The sequence below is a fragment of the Suttonella ornithocola genome (assembly GCF_001889065.1).
Classification (GTDB): Bacteria; Pseudomonadota; Gammaproteobacteria; order Cardiobacteriales; family Cardiobacteriaceae; genus Suttonella_A; species Suttonella_A ornithocola.
This window is the reverse complement of record NZ_LWHB01000110.1, coordinates 1-16,527: the sequence shown is the minus strand read 5'-3', so window position 1 is coordinate 16,527 and position 16,527 is coordinate 1. Positions and strand designations below refer to the sequence as shown.

Below are 16,527 nucleotides of genomic sequence, written 5' to 3'. Positions count from 1 at the left end.
GGATTGTGCAGCCTCACCTGATGAAGCTTTATCATCTGAACTAGTCGTTTCTGCTGGCGCTTCACCAGCTTCCATAATAGCAACAACATCACCACCAGTCACTGTTGAACCATCATCTACTTTAATTTCTTTTAGAATACCGCTCATTGGTGCAGGCAATTCTAAAACGACTTTATCTGTTTCTAAATCAACAAGGTTTTCTCCCTCATTGACAAAATCACCTGCTTTTTTATGCCAGTTAACCAAAGTCGCATCAGCAACGGATTCTGGCAAGTCTGGAACTTTCACTTCTGTTGTCATATATACCTCTCTTCAATTCCTATAAATCTAAAGCCTTATCTACTAATTCCGATTGCTCTTTGGCATGAACTTTGGCATACCCTGCTGCCGTTGATGCAGATTCTGGACGACCTGCATAACGAATTGAACGCCCGTCTAGTATATTCATAAATGGTTCAATTAAATGATGCCATGCTCCTTGATTGCGTGGTTCTTCTTGACACCATATTAATTCTGCTTGTTCTGGATATTTAGCTAATATCTCTTTAATCGCCTTTTTCGGGAATGGATAAATTTGCTCCAATCGAATAATGGCAATGTCAGTAATCTTGTCATCACGACGTTTTTGCAACAAATCGTAATAGACTTTTCCTGAACAAAAAACAATTCGCTTAACTTCTTTAGGTTCAATTGCATCAATTTCGCCAATGACCTCTTGGAAATGTCCTTCTGCCAACTCCGATAATTCGCTGACAGCAAGCTTATGGCGCAACAAAGATTTCGGCGACATCACAATTAATGGCTTACGGAAATCACGCAATACCTGACGACGCAACATATGATACACCTGTGCTGGTGTTGTTGGGACACAAACCTGCATATTATCATCTGCACATAACTGTAAATACCGTTCTAATCGTGCTGAAGAATGCTCAGGTCCTTGTCCTTCATAGCCATGTGGTAACAACATAACCAAACCACTATAACGTCCCCATTTGGTTTCACCGGAAGCGATAAACTGATCAATGATGACCTGTGCAACATTAGCAAAATCACCAAACTGAGCTTCCCAAATTGTTAAGCCCTTAGGTTCAGCAATAGAATAGCCATATTCAAACCCTAATACGCCCGTTTCTGATAATAAAGAGTCAATCACGCGAACAGACGGTTGATTGTCTTTTAAATGTTGGAGAGGTAGATAACTTTCACCTGTTTTTTGATCATGTAAAACAGCATGACGATGCGAGAAAGTTCCTCTACCGCAATCTTCTCCAGAGACGCGAATTTGGTAGCCTTGATCAAGTAAAGTAGCGTACGCTAAATTTTCTGCTGCACCCCAATCTAAAGACTGCTCACCTGCAGCCATTTCACGGCGGTTAGCTAAAATACGCTTAACTAAAGCATGAGGTGTGAAATCTTCTGGGACAGAGAACGTCCTTTCTCCCAATACCTTCAAGCGGTCGATAGGGAAAGTAGTATCAACAGTCGCATCCCAATCTTGATTAGCTAATGCTTTCCATTCCTCTGCTAAGAAATCACCATTACCATCAATTTGCTTAGCTTCTGCAACACGCTCTCCACTTTCTAAACGTACCCGATAATCTTCTTGATACGCTTGATAAGTATCTTTATCAATCACCCCTTCTTTAACTAACTTATCTGCATACACTTTTGCCGGAACAGGATGATTACGGATTTTTTCGTACATTTTAGGCTGAGTCGCTGAAGGCTCATCAGCTTCATTATGACCTAAGCGGCGATAACAAACCAAATCAATAAAAATATCTTTTTGGAATCTTTTCAAATAGCCAACTGCCATTTTTCCGGCAAACGCTACTGCCTCTGGATCATCACCATTGACATGGATAATAGGAGCTTGAATAGATTTAGCAATATCGGTGCAATACATAGATGAACGGGCATCTTGTAAATTTGAAGTCGTAAATCCAATTTGATTATTCACTGCAATATGGATAGAACCACCAACTTGATAGCCCCGTAATTGCGATAATTGCAAAACCTCTTGGTTAATTCCCTGACCTGCTAACGCTGCATCTCCATGAATCACAATTGGAACTGCCTTATTCGCGACATCTAGCATTTCAGCATTCTGACCAACTTCCATACGGCGTCTTTCTAAGCGCGCACGAGTTGATCCCAAGGTAACTGCATTAACAAACTCTAGATGTGAGGGATTATAAGCCAAAGACAAATCAACCTTTTGACCATCTACTTCAATATAAGAAGAAAAACCCATATGATATTTTACATCTCCGCTACGATTAGCAGCAGGAACGAACTTACCATCAAATTCATCAAACAATACTTGTGGCTTTTTCCCTAAAATATTAATTAGCATATTAAGGCGACCACGATGCGCCATACCGATACAAATTTCCTCTGTACCAATATGCGCTAATTCACATATCAAAGTATTGGTTAAAGGGATTAACGCATCTCCCCCTTCAAGAGAGAATCTTTTTTGTCCAACATAACGCTTATGTAAATACTTTTCCATACCATCTGCAGCAACTAGCTGACGTAGTAGATGCTTTTTATCGTCTGCGCTATGGGGATATTCGCCCGCACTTTTTTCAATCGTTTCTGTTAACCAAACCGTTTCTGCTTTCTCCCAAACATGGGCATATTCCAAGCCTAGATGACTGCTATAAGTTCGGGATAGCTTTTCAACCAAATCTCTGAGCTTCATTTCTGATTGCCCAAAAGCACCATTGACACTAAAAACTGTGTCTAAATCTGCTTCGCTTAAACCATGATAAGCTAAAGTAATTGCTGGAACTTCATGACGCTCACGAATTTTAGCGGGATCTAAATCTGCATGCCAATGCCCACGCAAACGATAAGCTTTAATTAAATTTAAAACCCCTAATTGCTTATTGCTAATTTCAGCATTTCCAGAAGCCATTGCAGGAAGTTTCGCCAACGCTTCAAACTTTGCCTGAACGTCTAATCGGGAAACTTCTGCCTCAGAATTTGCTTTTATTTCTTTAAAATATTGTTGCCAATTTTCACCAACTGAATCAGGATCCGCTAGGAAGTCTTCATAAAGCTCTTCAATATATGCGGCATTGCCACCCGAAAGACCCGAGCTTTCAATTTGTTCTTTATATGATGCCATTATATTATTCCATGTCCTTAAAATGCGCAAGCATTAAATTATCGTGGCGTATAATACCTGCTAATCCTTGAATTCTCAAACAGCATCAAAGCCTTTGCGCTAATTTTTAGGAACAATACTCAATAAAATAAAAGAAATTTCACAAATAAGCATCGAATTTTTTTCACATCACAAATAAATAAAAAAGCCTTCTACAGCTGAGAAGGCTTTTAAATAGAAAACAGATAAATGACTAACGCTGACGCGCTTTTAATCTTGGATTACTTTTGCAAATCACAAATACTTTTCCACGACGGCGAACGACTTGACAATCGCGACTACGATTTTTTGCAGATTTTAAAGAAGACAGAACTTTCATCATCCCTCCGGATTTCATTTAAAATGTTATTATATAACATTTTAAATGAAAGGAAAAATTTTCTTTTTTTTCATTATATTTTTTCGCATAATGGTTTTTTTATGGAGAAAAAGCATGCGTATTCATATCCTTTCAACAGCTATTATTCTTTCCTATAGTTCTTGCCTTTATGCCGAATCTATCAATATTGAAGCACCTGTGACTTCTGCTACACTTTATTTACAAGGTGCCGATATTATTCGAGAAGCGCAAGTACATCTGCCTCATACCCCCAACGAAAGCGCAACTTATCAAATTACCATTCCTAAAATCCACGATTTACAACAAATAAACATTCAAGGCGCAACCCTATTAAGCCAAGCAGAAACGCAATATTCCAATGAGTTAGCAGAAAATACGCCTTTAATGCAGGCACAAAATGCTCTAGCTGAAATAAAAGCTACTTTGCAGCACAATAATACCTTACTCACTCAACTGGCTAATAGTCTAGCCAAACAACCAGAGTTATTAGATACCATTAGAAAAGATAGTCAAAGTTTACTCGAACAAAATCAACGATTAAGAGAGAAGCGACAGTTACAACAACAACTCGTTACTCAATTGGAGAAAAAAGCCAAGCAACAGCCTAATCGTCAAAACTTAGTTTTAGAAATTGGAGAAATTAAACAGCAAGATATTAAAATTACGCTACGTGAATATACACCGACAGCTTCATGGTCGCCCTCAAGCCAACTTAACCTCAATACCAAAGAGAAAACACTCTCTCTTAAGGCTTATGCCAAGCTTCAACAGCAAAGCTTAAGCGATTGGAAAGATGTAAAATTAACTTTAGCATTAACGCCTGTTAGAGATGCCCGCTTACCTTCGCTACACAGTCGAAGTATCTCTGCTGTCCTACCGCCAAAAGAAGATATGGCGTTAAACCGTACAGAAACAACGCCTTATGGTTCACTTTCTTTTTCTGCTGAGATGCCAGCACCAGCTGTTGAAGCATTTGCTCTAAAAACAAGCGCTCCCATTATTGAAAGCAACGGTATAGATTTTCAGATTATATTACCTAACCATTATCAATTACATTCTGGAGAAACCAGTAGCGTTCCATATTATCAACAAAGCATTTCAGCAGATATTTATAGTGCGGTTTACCAGTGGGCACAACCTGAAGCCATCTTAGTCGCCAAATGGAAACAACCTAAAGAACTCAATTTCCTACCGGGCGAAATGCAAATTCTTCGTGACAATTTAACCATTGGTAAACGTTATGAAAATCATTTATGGCAGATAGATAGCGAACAAAAATTAAGTTTTGGTATTGACCCAGCCTTTAAAGTTACCAAAACCGTTCCTCCTAACTATACTGACGAAAACGGTATCTTTAATAAACAACATGTCCAAGAAGTGAGAGAGAACTTTACCATCACAAATTTAAATAATACCCAACGCCCACTTTATTTCTACGCACAACTCCCTATTGCAGGCAATTCGGACACAAAAATCACCCCTAAACTCAGCCTAAAACCAGATATCGAAAATGTTGATGGCATTAAAGGTATCCTACAATGGAAAGTGCCTACGATTACCTCTAATAAACCTTGGAAACTCGATTTTGGCTATGACATTAGCTATCCACAAAATATGACGCTTATACCATCCCTATAAAGTTTTCATCAATAGTGCGCTATAATGCGCACTATTTTTATCCTACATTGATTACTATGAAAAAAGTTGAATTGCTTGCGCCAGCAGGCTCTTTAAAAACCATGCGCTTTGCCTTTGCTTATGGAGCAGATGCCGTATATGCAGGCGCTGCGCGCTATTCTTTGCGGATGCGCGGAAACGAGTTTAATGACGAAAATCTAAAAATTGGTATAGACGAAGCACACGCCTTAGGAAAACAATTTTTCCTTACCGTGAATACGATGCCACATAATTATAAACTCCAAACTGCTATTCGTGACCTCACTCCAGCACTATCTGCCAAACCAGATGCTTGTATCATGAGCGATCCTGGTTTAATTATGCTGGTTAAAGAAGCATTTCCAGAGATGCCTATTCATTTATCGGTGCAAGCCAATACCGTTAATTGGGCGACAGTTAAATTTTGGCAGCAAAATGGCATTAGCCGAGTTATTCTCTCGCGAGAACTCTCTTTAAAAGAAATCGAAGAAATTCGCCAACAATGCCCGGATATTGAATTAGAAGTCTTTGTTCATGGCGCACTTTGTATTGCCTATTCAGGACGTTGCCTACTCTCTGGCTATTTTAACAACCGCGATCCCAACCAAGGAACTTGTACCAATGCTTGTCGTTGGTCTTATAAAACACATGCTGCTGAAGAAGAAAGCGAAGGCAGCTTTATTCCAACGCCTGACCAAATCTTCTCTCCCGATGCCTTACAAGGAATTACCGATAGTCGTGAGCGGCATCCCGCTGCAGATGGCGTTTACTTCCTAGAAGAAAAAAACCGTCCCGGCGAATACATGGAAATTACCGAAGATGAACACGGGACTTACATTATGAATAGCCGTGATTTGCGCGCGATTGAACACGTCGGTGAGTTAGTAAAAATCGGAGTGGACTGCTTAAAAATCGAGGGACGCACTAAATCACACTACTATGCAGCACGCACAGCACAACTCTATCGTCGTGCGATTGATGATGCTTATGCCGGTCGAGCATTTAATCCACAACTTAATGAAAAACTCGAAGGCTTAGCCAATAGAGGCTATACCGATGGCTTCTTTGTTCGCCGACAAATCAAAGCCCAACAAAACTACGCCACAGGTTCTTCAAACGCCGCTACTCAACAATTCGTAGGAGAAGTGGTTGCTTACGATGAAGCCAAAGGACTAGCAACCATTGAAGCCAAAAATCACTTCAAAACAGGAGATGTTGTTGAAGTGATTCATCCGAGTGGCAACCGAGAAGTAACCATTGGGGAGCTTTTTGACCGTAAAAATTGCGAAATCGTTGAAGCCGCAAAAGGCAGTGGCTGGTTAGTCCAAACTGATATTGGCAAAGTAGATACTTATACCCTACTCGCTAAAAATCTTTAAGGACATAAGATGAAAACCTTATTGTTAATACTATTAATTATTCTATGTTTACTCTTGGCGGTAATTGGCATGCTTTATCTTTCGGTGGCACGTCGTGAAAAGCAATATGGTTACCCAAAAGCAAACGAAACCGACGAAGATGTCAAAGCACTCATTGCTTTAAATGAGCCTGTTCTTGCCATTCGTTGTTATCGACGTATTCATGGCAACAACTTAAAAGCGGCCAGAACAGGAATCGAACGCTTGTATGCACAAATGCGTCAAGAGATGATGGCTGAACAACAAAAAACCGCTCAAAAGACATCATCAAACTAATTCATAAGCTTGGCTAAGACTTTATCACTTAGCCAAGCTCCCATTTGAATACAAACTTTTTCGCGCATTAACCAAAGCTGATAAAGCTGCGTCTGTATTAACTTTTTCAGGTAAGCAACTTTTTTCAAACGCTTGCTCAATTTCTTCTAACAAACATTCAGCACGCTGTATCAGCGTTCCATAGCGATACTTTCCTTGCTTAATAGCAAGTAATTCTTCACGATTTTGTCGTCGGATTTGAACCTTCCCCGTTTCTGCAATTTCTAACGCAGTTTCTAATAAACGAAACGTATGCATCATATTTTTAGCATCATATCCCTGACCGTGAGATTGTGTTGCTTGATAACGACTTTCGTTGCGCTCGCGTAGCCACTGCTGATAAGACGCATATTCTTTACAATAGCTACTATATCCATCTTTATTAACCACCAGCAAAGCCAAAGGTTTTTCATCTTTTGGAATCGTACTTAATCGCAATTCCTGTGCATCCATTGTAGAGAGCAATCCACGATAGTGATAGGCATTTTGTTTATCATAAAATAATGCATAAAGCTCTCGCGCATGCGGAATTTTACTTAAACCAATTTGATTAGAATCAATACCGCACTGATGTAACCATGTTAATAAAGGTTGTGTTTTAGCACCAATAATGACGTAACAAAAATCCAATAAAGACTTTTTCCTCTGCTCAATTGGATTAACGATTTTTTTATTCAGTCCCCGCGCTTTTTTAATTTGCCCATAAGCATATAGTGAGATCAGCTAAAAAACAAAACATCCTATAGCCCTTATCTAGCCATTCTGGCGGTAGATAACGTTCTGTTTTTTAGCTGATTTGACTATAACCTGCAAAAGTCTGCTGACATTGTTTAGAAACAAACCATTCTGGCTTAAACTGCGTTATCAATGGATGATAAATACGAATACAGTCGCTTGGTGGAAAAAGTAATTCCATCACATTTGGATTACTTTCTAATAGCAACTCAACAAACCGTCCTAATTCATAATAAACAATATCATTGGTTTCGTTACTGATTTGATGAATCCTTTCTAAACCATAAAAATCGGCTTGTGGTAGATAAAAAACATCTTTGATATCTATATCTGAGGTTTCTGTTGCTAAACCATAAGCACGACTACCAGAAATCATCTCCAATAAAATAAGATTATTTTCTCTTAGATCTTCAATGGTTAGCATAAATACGGCGGATAGTATGTAGAAAAAATTGATTTAATATTTCAAAATCAATGGGCTCACTTTTTTCGACAGAATATTGACTCACTAGCTGAACCAGCCTTTCCGTCCATACGCGTAAATGTGGCGAAAGCAAGTGATGATAACCTTCTTTCTCGTTTGCTTTAATTTGCAATAATGCATCAATTTCTGCCGTTGGCGCTTGCGGATAGGCATCTAATAATTCCGCAAAAGTCATTGGTACCAGTTTACCTTGCGTAATAATCCAATGTGCTGCTAATAATGCTCGAATAGCATAGAACTATTTTTTTAATCGAATAGGTTCTTCCAATGTCAGTCCATATAAAGAATGCTTAGCAATACCACGATAATGATGCAATAAAGGCGCTGCTTGAATCACATCGGATAAAAGCCAGCGCCATTCATCAATAAAAGTTGTATCTTGTAAATAGACAATTGGAGAATGCGTCCATTCTAATAACGCCGCATTACTTTTCCATAAAAGCCTTAAAGATTTTTGCAAATCCCACGCGCCAATATCAAACCAATGATTTTCAATCCATTCAAAAGTATCTTTTGGTTTTTCAATCTTTAAATATTCATCAGGTGGTCTGATATAAATGCCACGTACATCATAATCGCTATCGGGAGAAGCAAATCCCCAAGCTCTACTGCCGCTTTCCACCACCCATAAAAAATGGATATTTTCAGAAATCGCGAGCGCTTTTAGCTTCTCCTCAATAACAGAATGCATTATTAAGCCGTTGCGCTATAAACAACGGGACGGCTCATTCCTTCTGCTTCAATCAAGCGCCCGCGTAAAGAATTTTTATAAGCTGCGGTAATTTGAACTTTGGCAAACCGTCCAATTAACGCTTTAGGAGCTTGGAAATTCACCACACGATTATTTTCTGTTCGCCCAGACACTTCGTTGCTATCTTTTTTAGAAACGCGGTCAACGAGCACCCATTGTTCCGTGCCAACCATTTTTTCTGAAATGTCCGCTGCCATTTCTAAAATGCGCGCTTGCAAGCGAGCCAAACGGGCTTTTTTAACATCCATCGAAATTCTATCAGGCATCGCTGATGCTGGTGTCCCCGGACGCGGACTATAAATAAAGCTAAATGAAGTGTCATAGAAGACTTTTTCTATCAATGCCATCGTCGCTTCAAAATCTTCGTCTTCCTCTCCGGGAAAGCCCACGATAAAATCAGAAGAAAAACTAATCTCTGGACGAATTGCCCGAATGCGTTCAAGTTTTTCAATATATTCAGCAGCTTTATGACCGCGCTTCATTAAAGCCAATACTTTATCGGAACCGCTTTGCACGGGTAAATGCAAATGGCTCACTAATTGTGGTACACGGCGATAAGCCTCTATCAAATTATCGGTAAACTCAACAGGATGAGAAGTCGTAAAACGAATACGGTCAATTCCGTCAATTGCTGCGACATATTCAATCAATAATGCCAAATCGGCAATTTCGCCATCATCCATCTCACCGCGATAGGCGTTTACATTTTGTCCTAATAGGTTAATCTCACGAACCCCTTGTGCCGCTAAAGCTGCGCATTCTGCAATCACGTCATCAAAGGGACGACTAACTTCTTCTCCACGGGTATAAGGCACTACACAAAATGTACAATACTTTGAGCAACCTTCCATTACGCTAACATAAGCTGTCGGGCCTTCTGCACGCGGTTCAGGTAAATGGTCGAACTTCTCGATTTCTGGAAATGAAACATCAACCACACCATCGCGTTTTTGCTGTGCCTCACTGATTAAATTCGGTAAGCGGTGCAACGTTTGCGGACCAAATACCACATCCACTTCTGGCGCACGACGACGCAATTCCTCACCTTCTTGAGAAGCCACGCATCCCCCAATCGCGATAATGACGTGAGGATTCTTTTCTTTTAGCGGACGCCAACGTCCAATCTGAGAAAAGACTTTTTCTTGTGCTTTTTCGCGGATAGAGCAAGTATTGAGTAATAGAACATCCGCTTCTTCTGGCGTTTTAACTGGAGTGATGCCATGGGAAACTTTTAAAACGGCTAACATTTTAGATGAATCATACTCATTCATCTGACAGCCATGAGTTTCAATATAAACGTGTTTCAGTGTACGAGTCATAAGAATTATTGTTTAAAATCAGCTAAGCATTATAGCGATTTTCTTAGAAATCAGCATTAACGAATCAAAGCGCTTTTTTGCTGCTGCCATTTTTGGCGATAAACAAAAAAATCGCTTCCTAATTGCAGCAATAACTTATCAATGGCTTGATAGTCTTGAATACTAAAAATCGCGTACGGATGAGATAAAATAGTGTTTAGTTGCTGTTTTAATTGGGCATCGCGCGCAACAGACTTTTCTCCAATGATATGTTCTGCTGCACTAAGTTTTAAGCCTGTTATTAACGTTTGCGCATCTACTGGCGCAGTGATACCTTGCTGTGCTGCCAACGCTTTCAGCTGAGCGACTTCATGGCTTAACTGCTGCTGTTGAAGTTGATAAGGCTCTGGCGCATTGGCTATTTGATTAAACCCTGCCAACAAACGATAAAATCCGCCAAGCATTTGTCCTAATTGACGCGTTTGCGGTCTTTGCACAAGCTCTGCTTCTGCCGATTGCATTAAGCTTTGCACCTCATTCGCATTTAAGTGATTAAAGTCCGCTTGAGGATGACTACGCTGCCAACGCTGATAAATTGCATCACCTGTTCGTAAAATATCGCCCAATTGAATATCATTAGAATAATTGCCTTTTGATAGCTGATTTTGCACGCTGTCTAGCGTATTGGCTAATCCCAAAATATCTTTCGCTTCTAATTGTCGAGAAATCGTATTTAGCGTCTGCGAAATTTGTTGGGCATTTTGTTTTAGCTGATGGATTTCTGCGTCTGAAATTGGCTGTACTGCGGTGTGATTTTGTTCTGCCATCACTGCCTGTGCACCATTTAGCGCACCGACTAGAATATCAACAGCTTGCGTTAAACTTGGCGGATTCTCTTGCGCATTTTGTCCCCAAGCAGATGACATTCCTACCGCGATTGCCAATGCAAAAATCATAAACAGCGATTTCATGAAACATTCTCCAACTGCTGGCGCAACTGCGTAATCAGCGACAAGTCTGGATGCGACTGATAACGTGCGGATAATTGCGCTAGTAACGCTAAAGCATCTTTTGTTTGTCCAAAATGTTGATGCATAATTTCAGCCGCTAACACATAATTTTTTACCACATCAGCATGTTCTGGATACTGCGTTGAAAAACCGTTTAATAAAGAAAGTGCCGTATCAGATTGACGCTCATGTGCCGCATAACTGGCGAGCGGATAAATCCAATCAGGGTTATCAATAACAGCACCGTGTGAATAAAGCTGAAAAGCTCTAGCATAATTTTGATTTGCCATGGCAGTTGCCATGACTTCTCTTTTACCGTCGTTTGGATGAGCCAAAACGCTTGCTCCCGCTATTTCTGCAGAATATTCAAACGACTGATTCTCTGGTGCCGAACCTTTTTTATGCTTATCAAAAACAGACATTATCCATTCCTCAATAAATCTTGAAGCTCAATTAACGCCGCATTTGCCCGAGAAAGATAAGACGCCATTACTAAAGAATGATTTGCAGTAAAGCCAAATCCACGTCCATTCATAATCATGGGCGACCAAATAGTTTTCTGTGTTTTCTCTAATTCATTAATAATTTGATCTAAAGAAGCCATTGCGCCTTTTTTCTCTAAAGTTGCTTTAAAATCCACTCGAATTGCTCGCAATTCTTGTAGTAACGCCCAAGCATATCCTCTTGCACGATAAAAATTATTATCAATTTTCCACCAAGAAGTCTTCGTCCGTTGTGGAGCTACCTGCCCTTCTTTTGCTTGATTACTCGCACTTGGGTCTTGAATAATCACATCTCCCACACTGGTTGATAACTCTTGAGTTAAATCACCAAGCGTTTTAGAAACAAGCGAAAAATACGCATTTAAATTGTCCGCTCTCGCATAAAAATTAGCATTATGCGGATTGCCGTCTGTCAATTCCTTGGCATAGCTAATTAAATGTTGGCGCGCATCCTCATACTTAGATTCTGGCGCAGGGAACATCCAATTACTAGAATCAATACGCATATTATTATCTGCTTCAGATAAAGCTTTCACTAAAGAAGATTGGGATTGAGAGCGACTAAAGTCGTTATAAAGCACCTGTGTGGTTTGGCGAACTAACATGATAACGCCATATTCCCAACTCGGAATGTTATCCATAAAAATTCCTGGCGGTGTACGGTCATTTTTAATAAAACCGCCTGGTTTGTGCAGTAGCGTATCTAAAATTTTAATGGTCGACCCAACAAATGCTGATCCAACAACGGGTTGTGTCCCTTCAGGCAAATACTCAACTGCCGCCTCATTGACATCAAATTGTGCTGGCTCACGACTCCACCACATCATCACAATACCGTTGATGATAAAAAGCGTAAAAAGTAATAAGCCAATTCGCCAGCCCCAACCATGGGACTTAATCGTTTTAGGATGATAAAGCCCAGCAAATTTCTTTGCCCCTTTCACAGATTGTGATTTTAAAGACATACGTTCTCCTTAAAAACTAAAACTGGTTCCACAGCCACAAGTTGCTTGTGCTTTTGGATTTTCAAAACTAAATGCCTCGTTTAGACCTTGTTTTTTCACGTCTAAACGTAATCCCTCTACCAAAGGCAAATCATCATTATCCACAATGACCTGAAAACCTTCATAAGGATAAGCCAACTGTCCTTCCTTAAGACCTTTAGCCATATCAATATGGTAGCTATAGCCAGAACAACCACTCCGAGTGACTTTTACCTGAATGCCAATAGCATCCGGTTGCTGGCGCATGAATTTTTGCACCCGAGCAATCGCGGCTTCACTTAAATAAATCATTTTAACTCCCATAAAAAACCGATTAAGCGCTCTAATTCATCCATAGTGGTTAGATGCGATAAACTTACGCGAATAGACTGCGTGGAAGCCTCTATTTTTCCCATCGCAGACAAAACATGCGAGCCTTCCGTGTCCGAAGATTGGCAAGCAGAACCTGCTGATAAAGCAATTTTTGCCGCATTTGCCACTCGTAAAACTTCTGATACGGGTAAATGCGTATGAATGCTTAAAATATGAGGGGTTTGCCGTGTATTTTCAAGCGTTGTATTAAGCTGCATGGTTGTTGGAAGATTTTGAACTAAAGCCCGTGCCAACTGTTGAACCAATGCCCGACGATGGGATAGTTTATCAATGGCTTGTTGTGTGGCAGATGAAAAAGCCATAATTAAAGCTGCCGGCAAAGTTCCCGAACGCCTACCGCGCTCTTGTCCGCCACCATGAAGCTGCGCTTGTAAACGCATTTTCGGTAATCGGCGAACATATAATGCGCCAATTCCTTTAGGTGCATAGACTTTATGCCCAGAAAAACTCACTGCATCTGCATCCCAATCTTTTATTGAAATAGGAATTTTTCCTAAAGCTTGCGCAGCGTCGACATGAAGTTTTGCGCCATAGCGATGGACCAAATCGGCAATTTCTCTAATGGGCTGAATAACGCCTGTTTCATTATTCACAGCCATCACGCTTACTAACGTCGTTCGCGCCTGTAACGCCGCTTCCAAAGCAGATAAATCTAGCAATCCAGTACTTTTTACTGGTAAAAATTCTGTTGGAACCCCACGTTTTGCTAAAACACCAACGGTATCTAATACTGCCTTATGCTCCGTTTGAACCGTAATGACACGCGGTAACTTCGCACCGTGATACTCTACCGCACCTTTAATTGCCAAATTATTTGCTTCTGTTGCACCGCTGGTAAAAACCATCTCTGATGCTTGTATGCCTAATTGCTCAGCCAGTTTCGCGCGCGCAGTTTCAATCTGTTTGCGCACCGCTAAAGCAGGTTCATAAGTTGCACCACTGTTATACCAATCCGCTTGTAAGGCTTGCGTATAAACCGATAATACCTCTGGTGCTATTGGCGTAGTCGCCGTATAATCAAAATATGCCCAAGCACTACTCATGATTTATCCGTGAACGTGAATCTTCCAAACGCAAACGCTTATTTTCAGCTTCTAAAGCACAAATCCGTGCATGTAACTTTTCTAGCGTTGCCATAATCGGGTCTAACTCCTCATTACTTTGTGCATACGCTTCAAACCGTTCACAATCATCTACTTTAGGTTTTACCGCTCTTGCGGGAATACCCACTACTGTCGTATGCGCTGGGACATCTTTGACAACCACCGCATTTGACCCCACTCGCACATTATCCGCCAAAGTAATTGCGCCAATCACCTTTGCACCAGCGCCAATAATGACATTATTTCCAATCGTTGGATGACGTTTCGTTTGCGCCCAAGAAGTACCACCTAAAGTCACGCCTTGATAAATACTCACATCATTTCCTAGCTCGGCAGTTTCTCCTATAACAACGCCCATCCCATGGTCAATAAACAAACGTCTTCCCGCTTTTACTGCCGGATGAATTTCAACCCCTGTAAACAATCGACTCACAATTGATAACCAGCGAGCAAGCCACCGCCAACCCATTAACCATAAAGCATGTTCCAGTCGATAAGTCATGACCGCCCAAAAGCCAGTATGTAATGTTAAAACCTGCCACGCACTTTGCGTAGCGGGATCCCTCTCAAACACCGTTTGAAAATCTTCTTTGACAAGTTGCCACCAGCGCATTTTTTGCCTTACTTTTACCGAAAAACACCTATCAGGATACCACGCAGATATCCTTCACGCAGCGTAAAAAATTGAAATTTATTCTGCAGACAATTAAAATAGCGACGTTTTTTACCCATAATAGGAAATCATGTCTAAAGAAGAAAATATTGAGATGACAGGTACAGTCATCGAAACCTTACCAAATACCATGTTCCGCGTTGAGCTTGAAAATGGTCATCAAATCAACGCTCATATCTCTGGTAGAATGCGTAAGCACTATATCCGCATTTTAACTGGCGATAAAGTTAAAGTAGAAATGACGCCTTACGATTTAACCAAAGGGCGTATTGTTTTCCGCGAAAAATAAATTTCTACGATATTCTTAAGGCGCACACGCGCCTTAGTTCTTATTTTTTATCCCTATAAAAATAATTTTAGAAAGGATAATTTCGCTCAAAAATGAGCAACCAAAATGAGATTTTTCTCATGATACGTTACCTCTCTCACAATAACGTGCATTTTAAATCCGCATATCACAATGCGTTGTCTGTATTTAAGTATTTAATACTGTCATTTTAATAAAGCAGTAAATCTTCATGCGTCATGCTATCTATCGCATTTGAAGCAATAGCAGTATCACGTTTGTGCGCATAACATTTGGAGAATTTATGACTTCTGATAAAGTAAAACATCAGCATCTCGGCACATTTGATGCCGATATCGAGCTGCATAACCCTGATCCGGTACATGTACCTAACACAAAAATTGATAAATTTACCTTTTTTATGGTACTGGCAATCTTATTAGGTGTTGCCATTCCACTCATTTTATTCCCAGAAGCCGGAAAAGCATGGGTTGCCGAAGCAAGAAGCTATGTTACCGATACCTTTGGTTCTGCCTATCTTTTTTTAGGTGTCGTAGCGGTAGTTTTCGTCATTTATATTTCCTTTTCTGATATTGGAAATATCAAACTCGGTCGCCCCGAAGATGAAATGGAATTTTCCAATGCCTCATGGGCAGCAATGATGTTTTGTGGCGGCATTGGTGCCAGTATCCTTTACTGGGGGCTAATTGAATGGGCATACTATTTCCAAGGACCGCCTTTTGGCGTTAAACCCGGTAGCCCAGATGCCATACGTTGGGCGAGTACCTATGGAATGTTTCACTGGGGACCTGTTGCATGGGCAATTTATCTTGTTCCTGCTGTACCTATTGCTTATTTCTACTATGTTCGCCAAAAACCTGTTTTAAAAGTCAGCCAAAGTCTGATGCCACTCATTGGTGAAAAAATAGCAAATAGCAAATGGGGAAAAATGCTAGACGTTTTCTTTGTTTTCGGGATGATTGGTGGTGGAGCAACTACCCTTGGGCTTGCTTCTCCATTGATTACCGAAGGCTTACATGAACTGATTGGCACACCCACAGGCGATAGCCCAGCTGCAAATTGGATGCGCTTAGGCGTGCTTTTAGCAACAACCGCAATTTTTGCTTACAGTGCTTATCAAGGCTTAAAAAGCGGCATTCAAAAACTTTCTAATCTGAATTTCTATTTAGCGTTAGCTTTATTGGCATTTGTTTTAATTGCAGGTCCAACCGTTTTTATCTTAGATACTGGATTAGAAGCTGCGGGTCGTTCGCTTAGTCATATGATTACCATGATGACAACCATCAATCCTTTCCGTGAACATACAGAACTCGGCTTTTCTGGAAGTACATTTGCACAAGATTGGACCATTTTCTATTGGGCATGGTGGCTTGTTTTTGC

General features: G+C 40.4%; 17 protein-coding genes and 1 pseudogene. 5 read left to right on the top strand and 13 right to left on the bottom strand.

The genetic code is table 11. The features are described from left to right. The 3 genes from A5N85_RS08690 to ykgO form a co-directional block, all read right to left on the bottom strand. The coding region (locus A5N85_RS08690) for a biotin/lipoyl-containing protein (RefSeq protein ID WP_346243174.1) at positions 1 to 300 on the bottom strand (300 nt) is incomplete at its 3' end. 19 nt (positions 301 to 319) lie between these two features. Continuing rightward, on the bottom strand, positions 320 to 3,139 hold the full coding sequence (locus A5N85_RS08685) for a 2-oxoglutarate dehydrogenase E1 component (RefSeq protein ID WP_072576873.1): 2,820 nt from the start codon (positions 3,137 to 3,139) through the stop codon (positions 320 to 322). Between the two features lie 232 nt (positions 3,140 to 3,371). After that, entirely contained in the window at positions 3,372 to 3,497 is a 126-nt protein-coding gene (ykgO, locus tag A5N85_RS08680; protein ID WP_072576872.1) for a type B 50S ribosomal protein L36, read from the bottom strand. A gap of 114 nt (positions 3,498 to 3,611) precedes the next feature. Here ykgO and A5N85_RS08675 point away from each other — a divergent pair, with 114 nt between their 5' ends. Genes A5N85_RS08675 through A5N85_RS08665 form a run of 3 tightly spaced genes read left to right on the top strand, consistent with a single transcriptional unit; the run spans position 3,612 to position 6,868 of the window. Then, positions 3,612 to 5,156 (top strand): DUF4139 domain-containing protein, encoded by a 1,545-nt coding sequence (locus A5N85_RS08675; protein ID WP_169818641.1) that lies wholly within the window; start codon positions 3,612 to 3,614, stop codon positions 5,154 to 5,156. A gap of 56 nt (positions 5,157 to 5,212) precedes the next feature. Next, positions 5,213 to 6,553, top strand: a complete 1,341-nt coding sequence (gene trhP / locus A5N85_RS08670; protein ID WP_072576870.1) for a prephenate-dependent tRNA uridine(34) hydroxylase TrhP — start codon at positions 5,213 to 5,215, stop codon at positions 6,551 to 6,553. Between the two features lie 9 nt (positions 6,554 to 6,562). Further along, positions 6,563 to 6,868, top strand: coding sequence for a hypothetical protein (locus A5N85_RS08665; RefSeq protein ID WP_072576869.1), 306 nt, complete (start codon positions 6,563 to 6,565; stop codon positions 6,866 to 6,868). A gap of 24 nt (positions 6,869 to 6,892) precedes the next feature. Here the strand turns inward: A5N85_RS08665 and A5N85_RS16160 are convergent, their stop codons facing one another. The 10 genes and pseudogenes from A5N85_RS16160 to cysE form a co-directional block, all read right to left on the bottom strand. Next, on the bottom strand, positions 6,893 to 7,537 hold the full coding sequence (locus A5N85_RS16160) for a hypothetical protein (RefSeq protein ID WP_211268127.1): 645 nt from the start codon (positions 7,535 to 7,537) through the stop codon (positions 6,893 to 6,895). A 157-nt stretch (positions 7,538 to 7,694) separates the two neighbouring features. After that, complete coding sequence (locus A5N85_RS16155; protein ID WP_211268126.1) at positions 7,695 to 8,066, bottom strand: DNA polymerase beta superfamily protein; 372 nt, start codon at positions 8,064 to 8,066, stop codon at positions 7,695 to 7,697. Beyond that, a pseudogene (locus A5N85_RS16585) lies at positions 8,053 to 8,817 on the bottom strand (nucleotidyltransferase domain-containing protein). The gene A5N85_RS16155 and the pseudogene A5N85_RS16585 overlap by 14 nt, the downstream one beginning before the upstream one ends. Before the next feature lie 2 nt (positions 8,818 to 8,819). Next, positions 8,820 to 10,196, bottom strand: a complete 1,377-nt coding sequence (gene miaB, locus A5N85_RS08650; protein ID WP_072576868.1) for a tRNA (N6-isopentenyl adenosine(37)-C2)-methylthiotransferase MiaB — start codon at positions 10,194 to 10,196, stop codon at positions 8,820 to 8,822. A gap of 56 nt (positions 10,197 to 10,252) precedes the next feature. Further along, positions 10,253 to 11,146, bottom strand: a complete 894-nt coding sequence (locus tag A5N85_RS08645; RefSeq protein ID WP_072576867.1) for a hypothetical protein — start codon at positions 11,144 to 11,146, stop codon at positions 10,253 to 10,255. Beyond that, complete coding sequence (locus tag A5N85_RS08640; protein WP_072576866.1) at positions 11,143 to 11,607, bottom strand: hypothetical protein; 465 nt, start codon at positions 11,605 to 11,607, stop codon at positions 11,143 to 11,145. The genes A5N85_RS08645 and A5N85_RS08640 overlap by 4 nt, the downstream gene beginning before the upstream one ends. Beyond that, the gene (locus A5N85_RS08635; protein WP_072576865.1) at positions 11,607 to 12,653 is read right to left on the bottom strand and encodes a DUF2333 family protein; all 1,047 of its coding nucleotides are present in this window, start codon (positions 12,651 to 12,653) and stop codon (positions 11,607 to 11,609) included. Before A5N85_RS08635 ends, A5N85_RS08640 begins: the two co-directional genes overlap by 1 nt. Before the next feature lie 9 nt (positions 12,654 to 12,662). Next, positions 12,663 to 12,983, bottom strand: a complete 321-nt coding sequence (locus A5N85_RS08630; RefSeq protein WP_072576864.1) for a HesB/IscA family protein — start codon at positions 12,981 to 12,983, stop codon at positions 12,663 to 12,665. Next, positions 12,980 to 14,107 (bottom strand): cysteine desulfurase family protein, encoded by a 1,128-nt coding sequence (locus A5N85_RS08625; protein ID WP_072576863.1) that lies wholly within the window; start codon positions 14,105 to 14,107, stop codon positions 12,980 to 12,982. Before A5N85_RS08625 ends, A5N85_RS08630 begins: the two co-directional genes overlap by 4 nt. Then, the gene (gene cysE, locus A5N85_RS08620; protein WP_072576862.1) at positions 14,100 to 14,780 is read right to left on the bottom strand and encodes a serine O-acetyltransferase; all 681 of its coding nucleotides are present in this window, start codon (positions 14,778 to 14,780) and stop codon (positions 14,100 to 14,102) included. Before cysE ends, A5N85_RS08625 begins: the two co-directional genes overlap by 8 nt. Positions 14,781 to 14,910: 130 nt before the next feature. On the opposite strand from cysE, the gene infA reads away from it, so the two are divergent. Then, complete coding sequence (infA, locus tag A5N85_RS08615) at positions 14,911 to 15,129, top strand: translation initiation factor IF-1 (RefSeq protein WP_072576861.1); 219 nt, start codon at positions 14,911 to 14,913, stop codon at positions 15,127 to 15,129. Positions 15,130 to 15,430: 301 nt separating this feature from the next. Next, on the top strand, positions 15,431 to 16,527 hold a 1,097-nt coding region (locus A5N85_RS08610), incomplete at its 3' end, for a BCCT family transporter (RefSeq protein WP_211268125.1).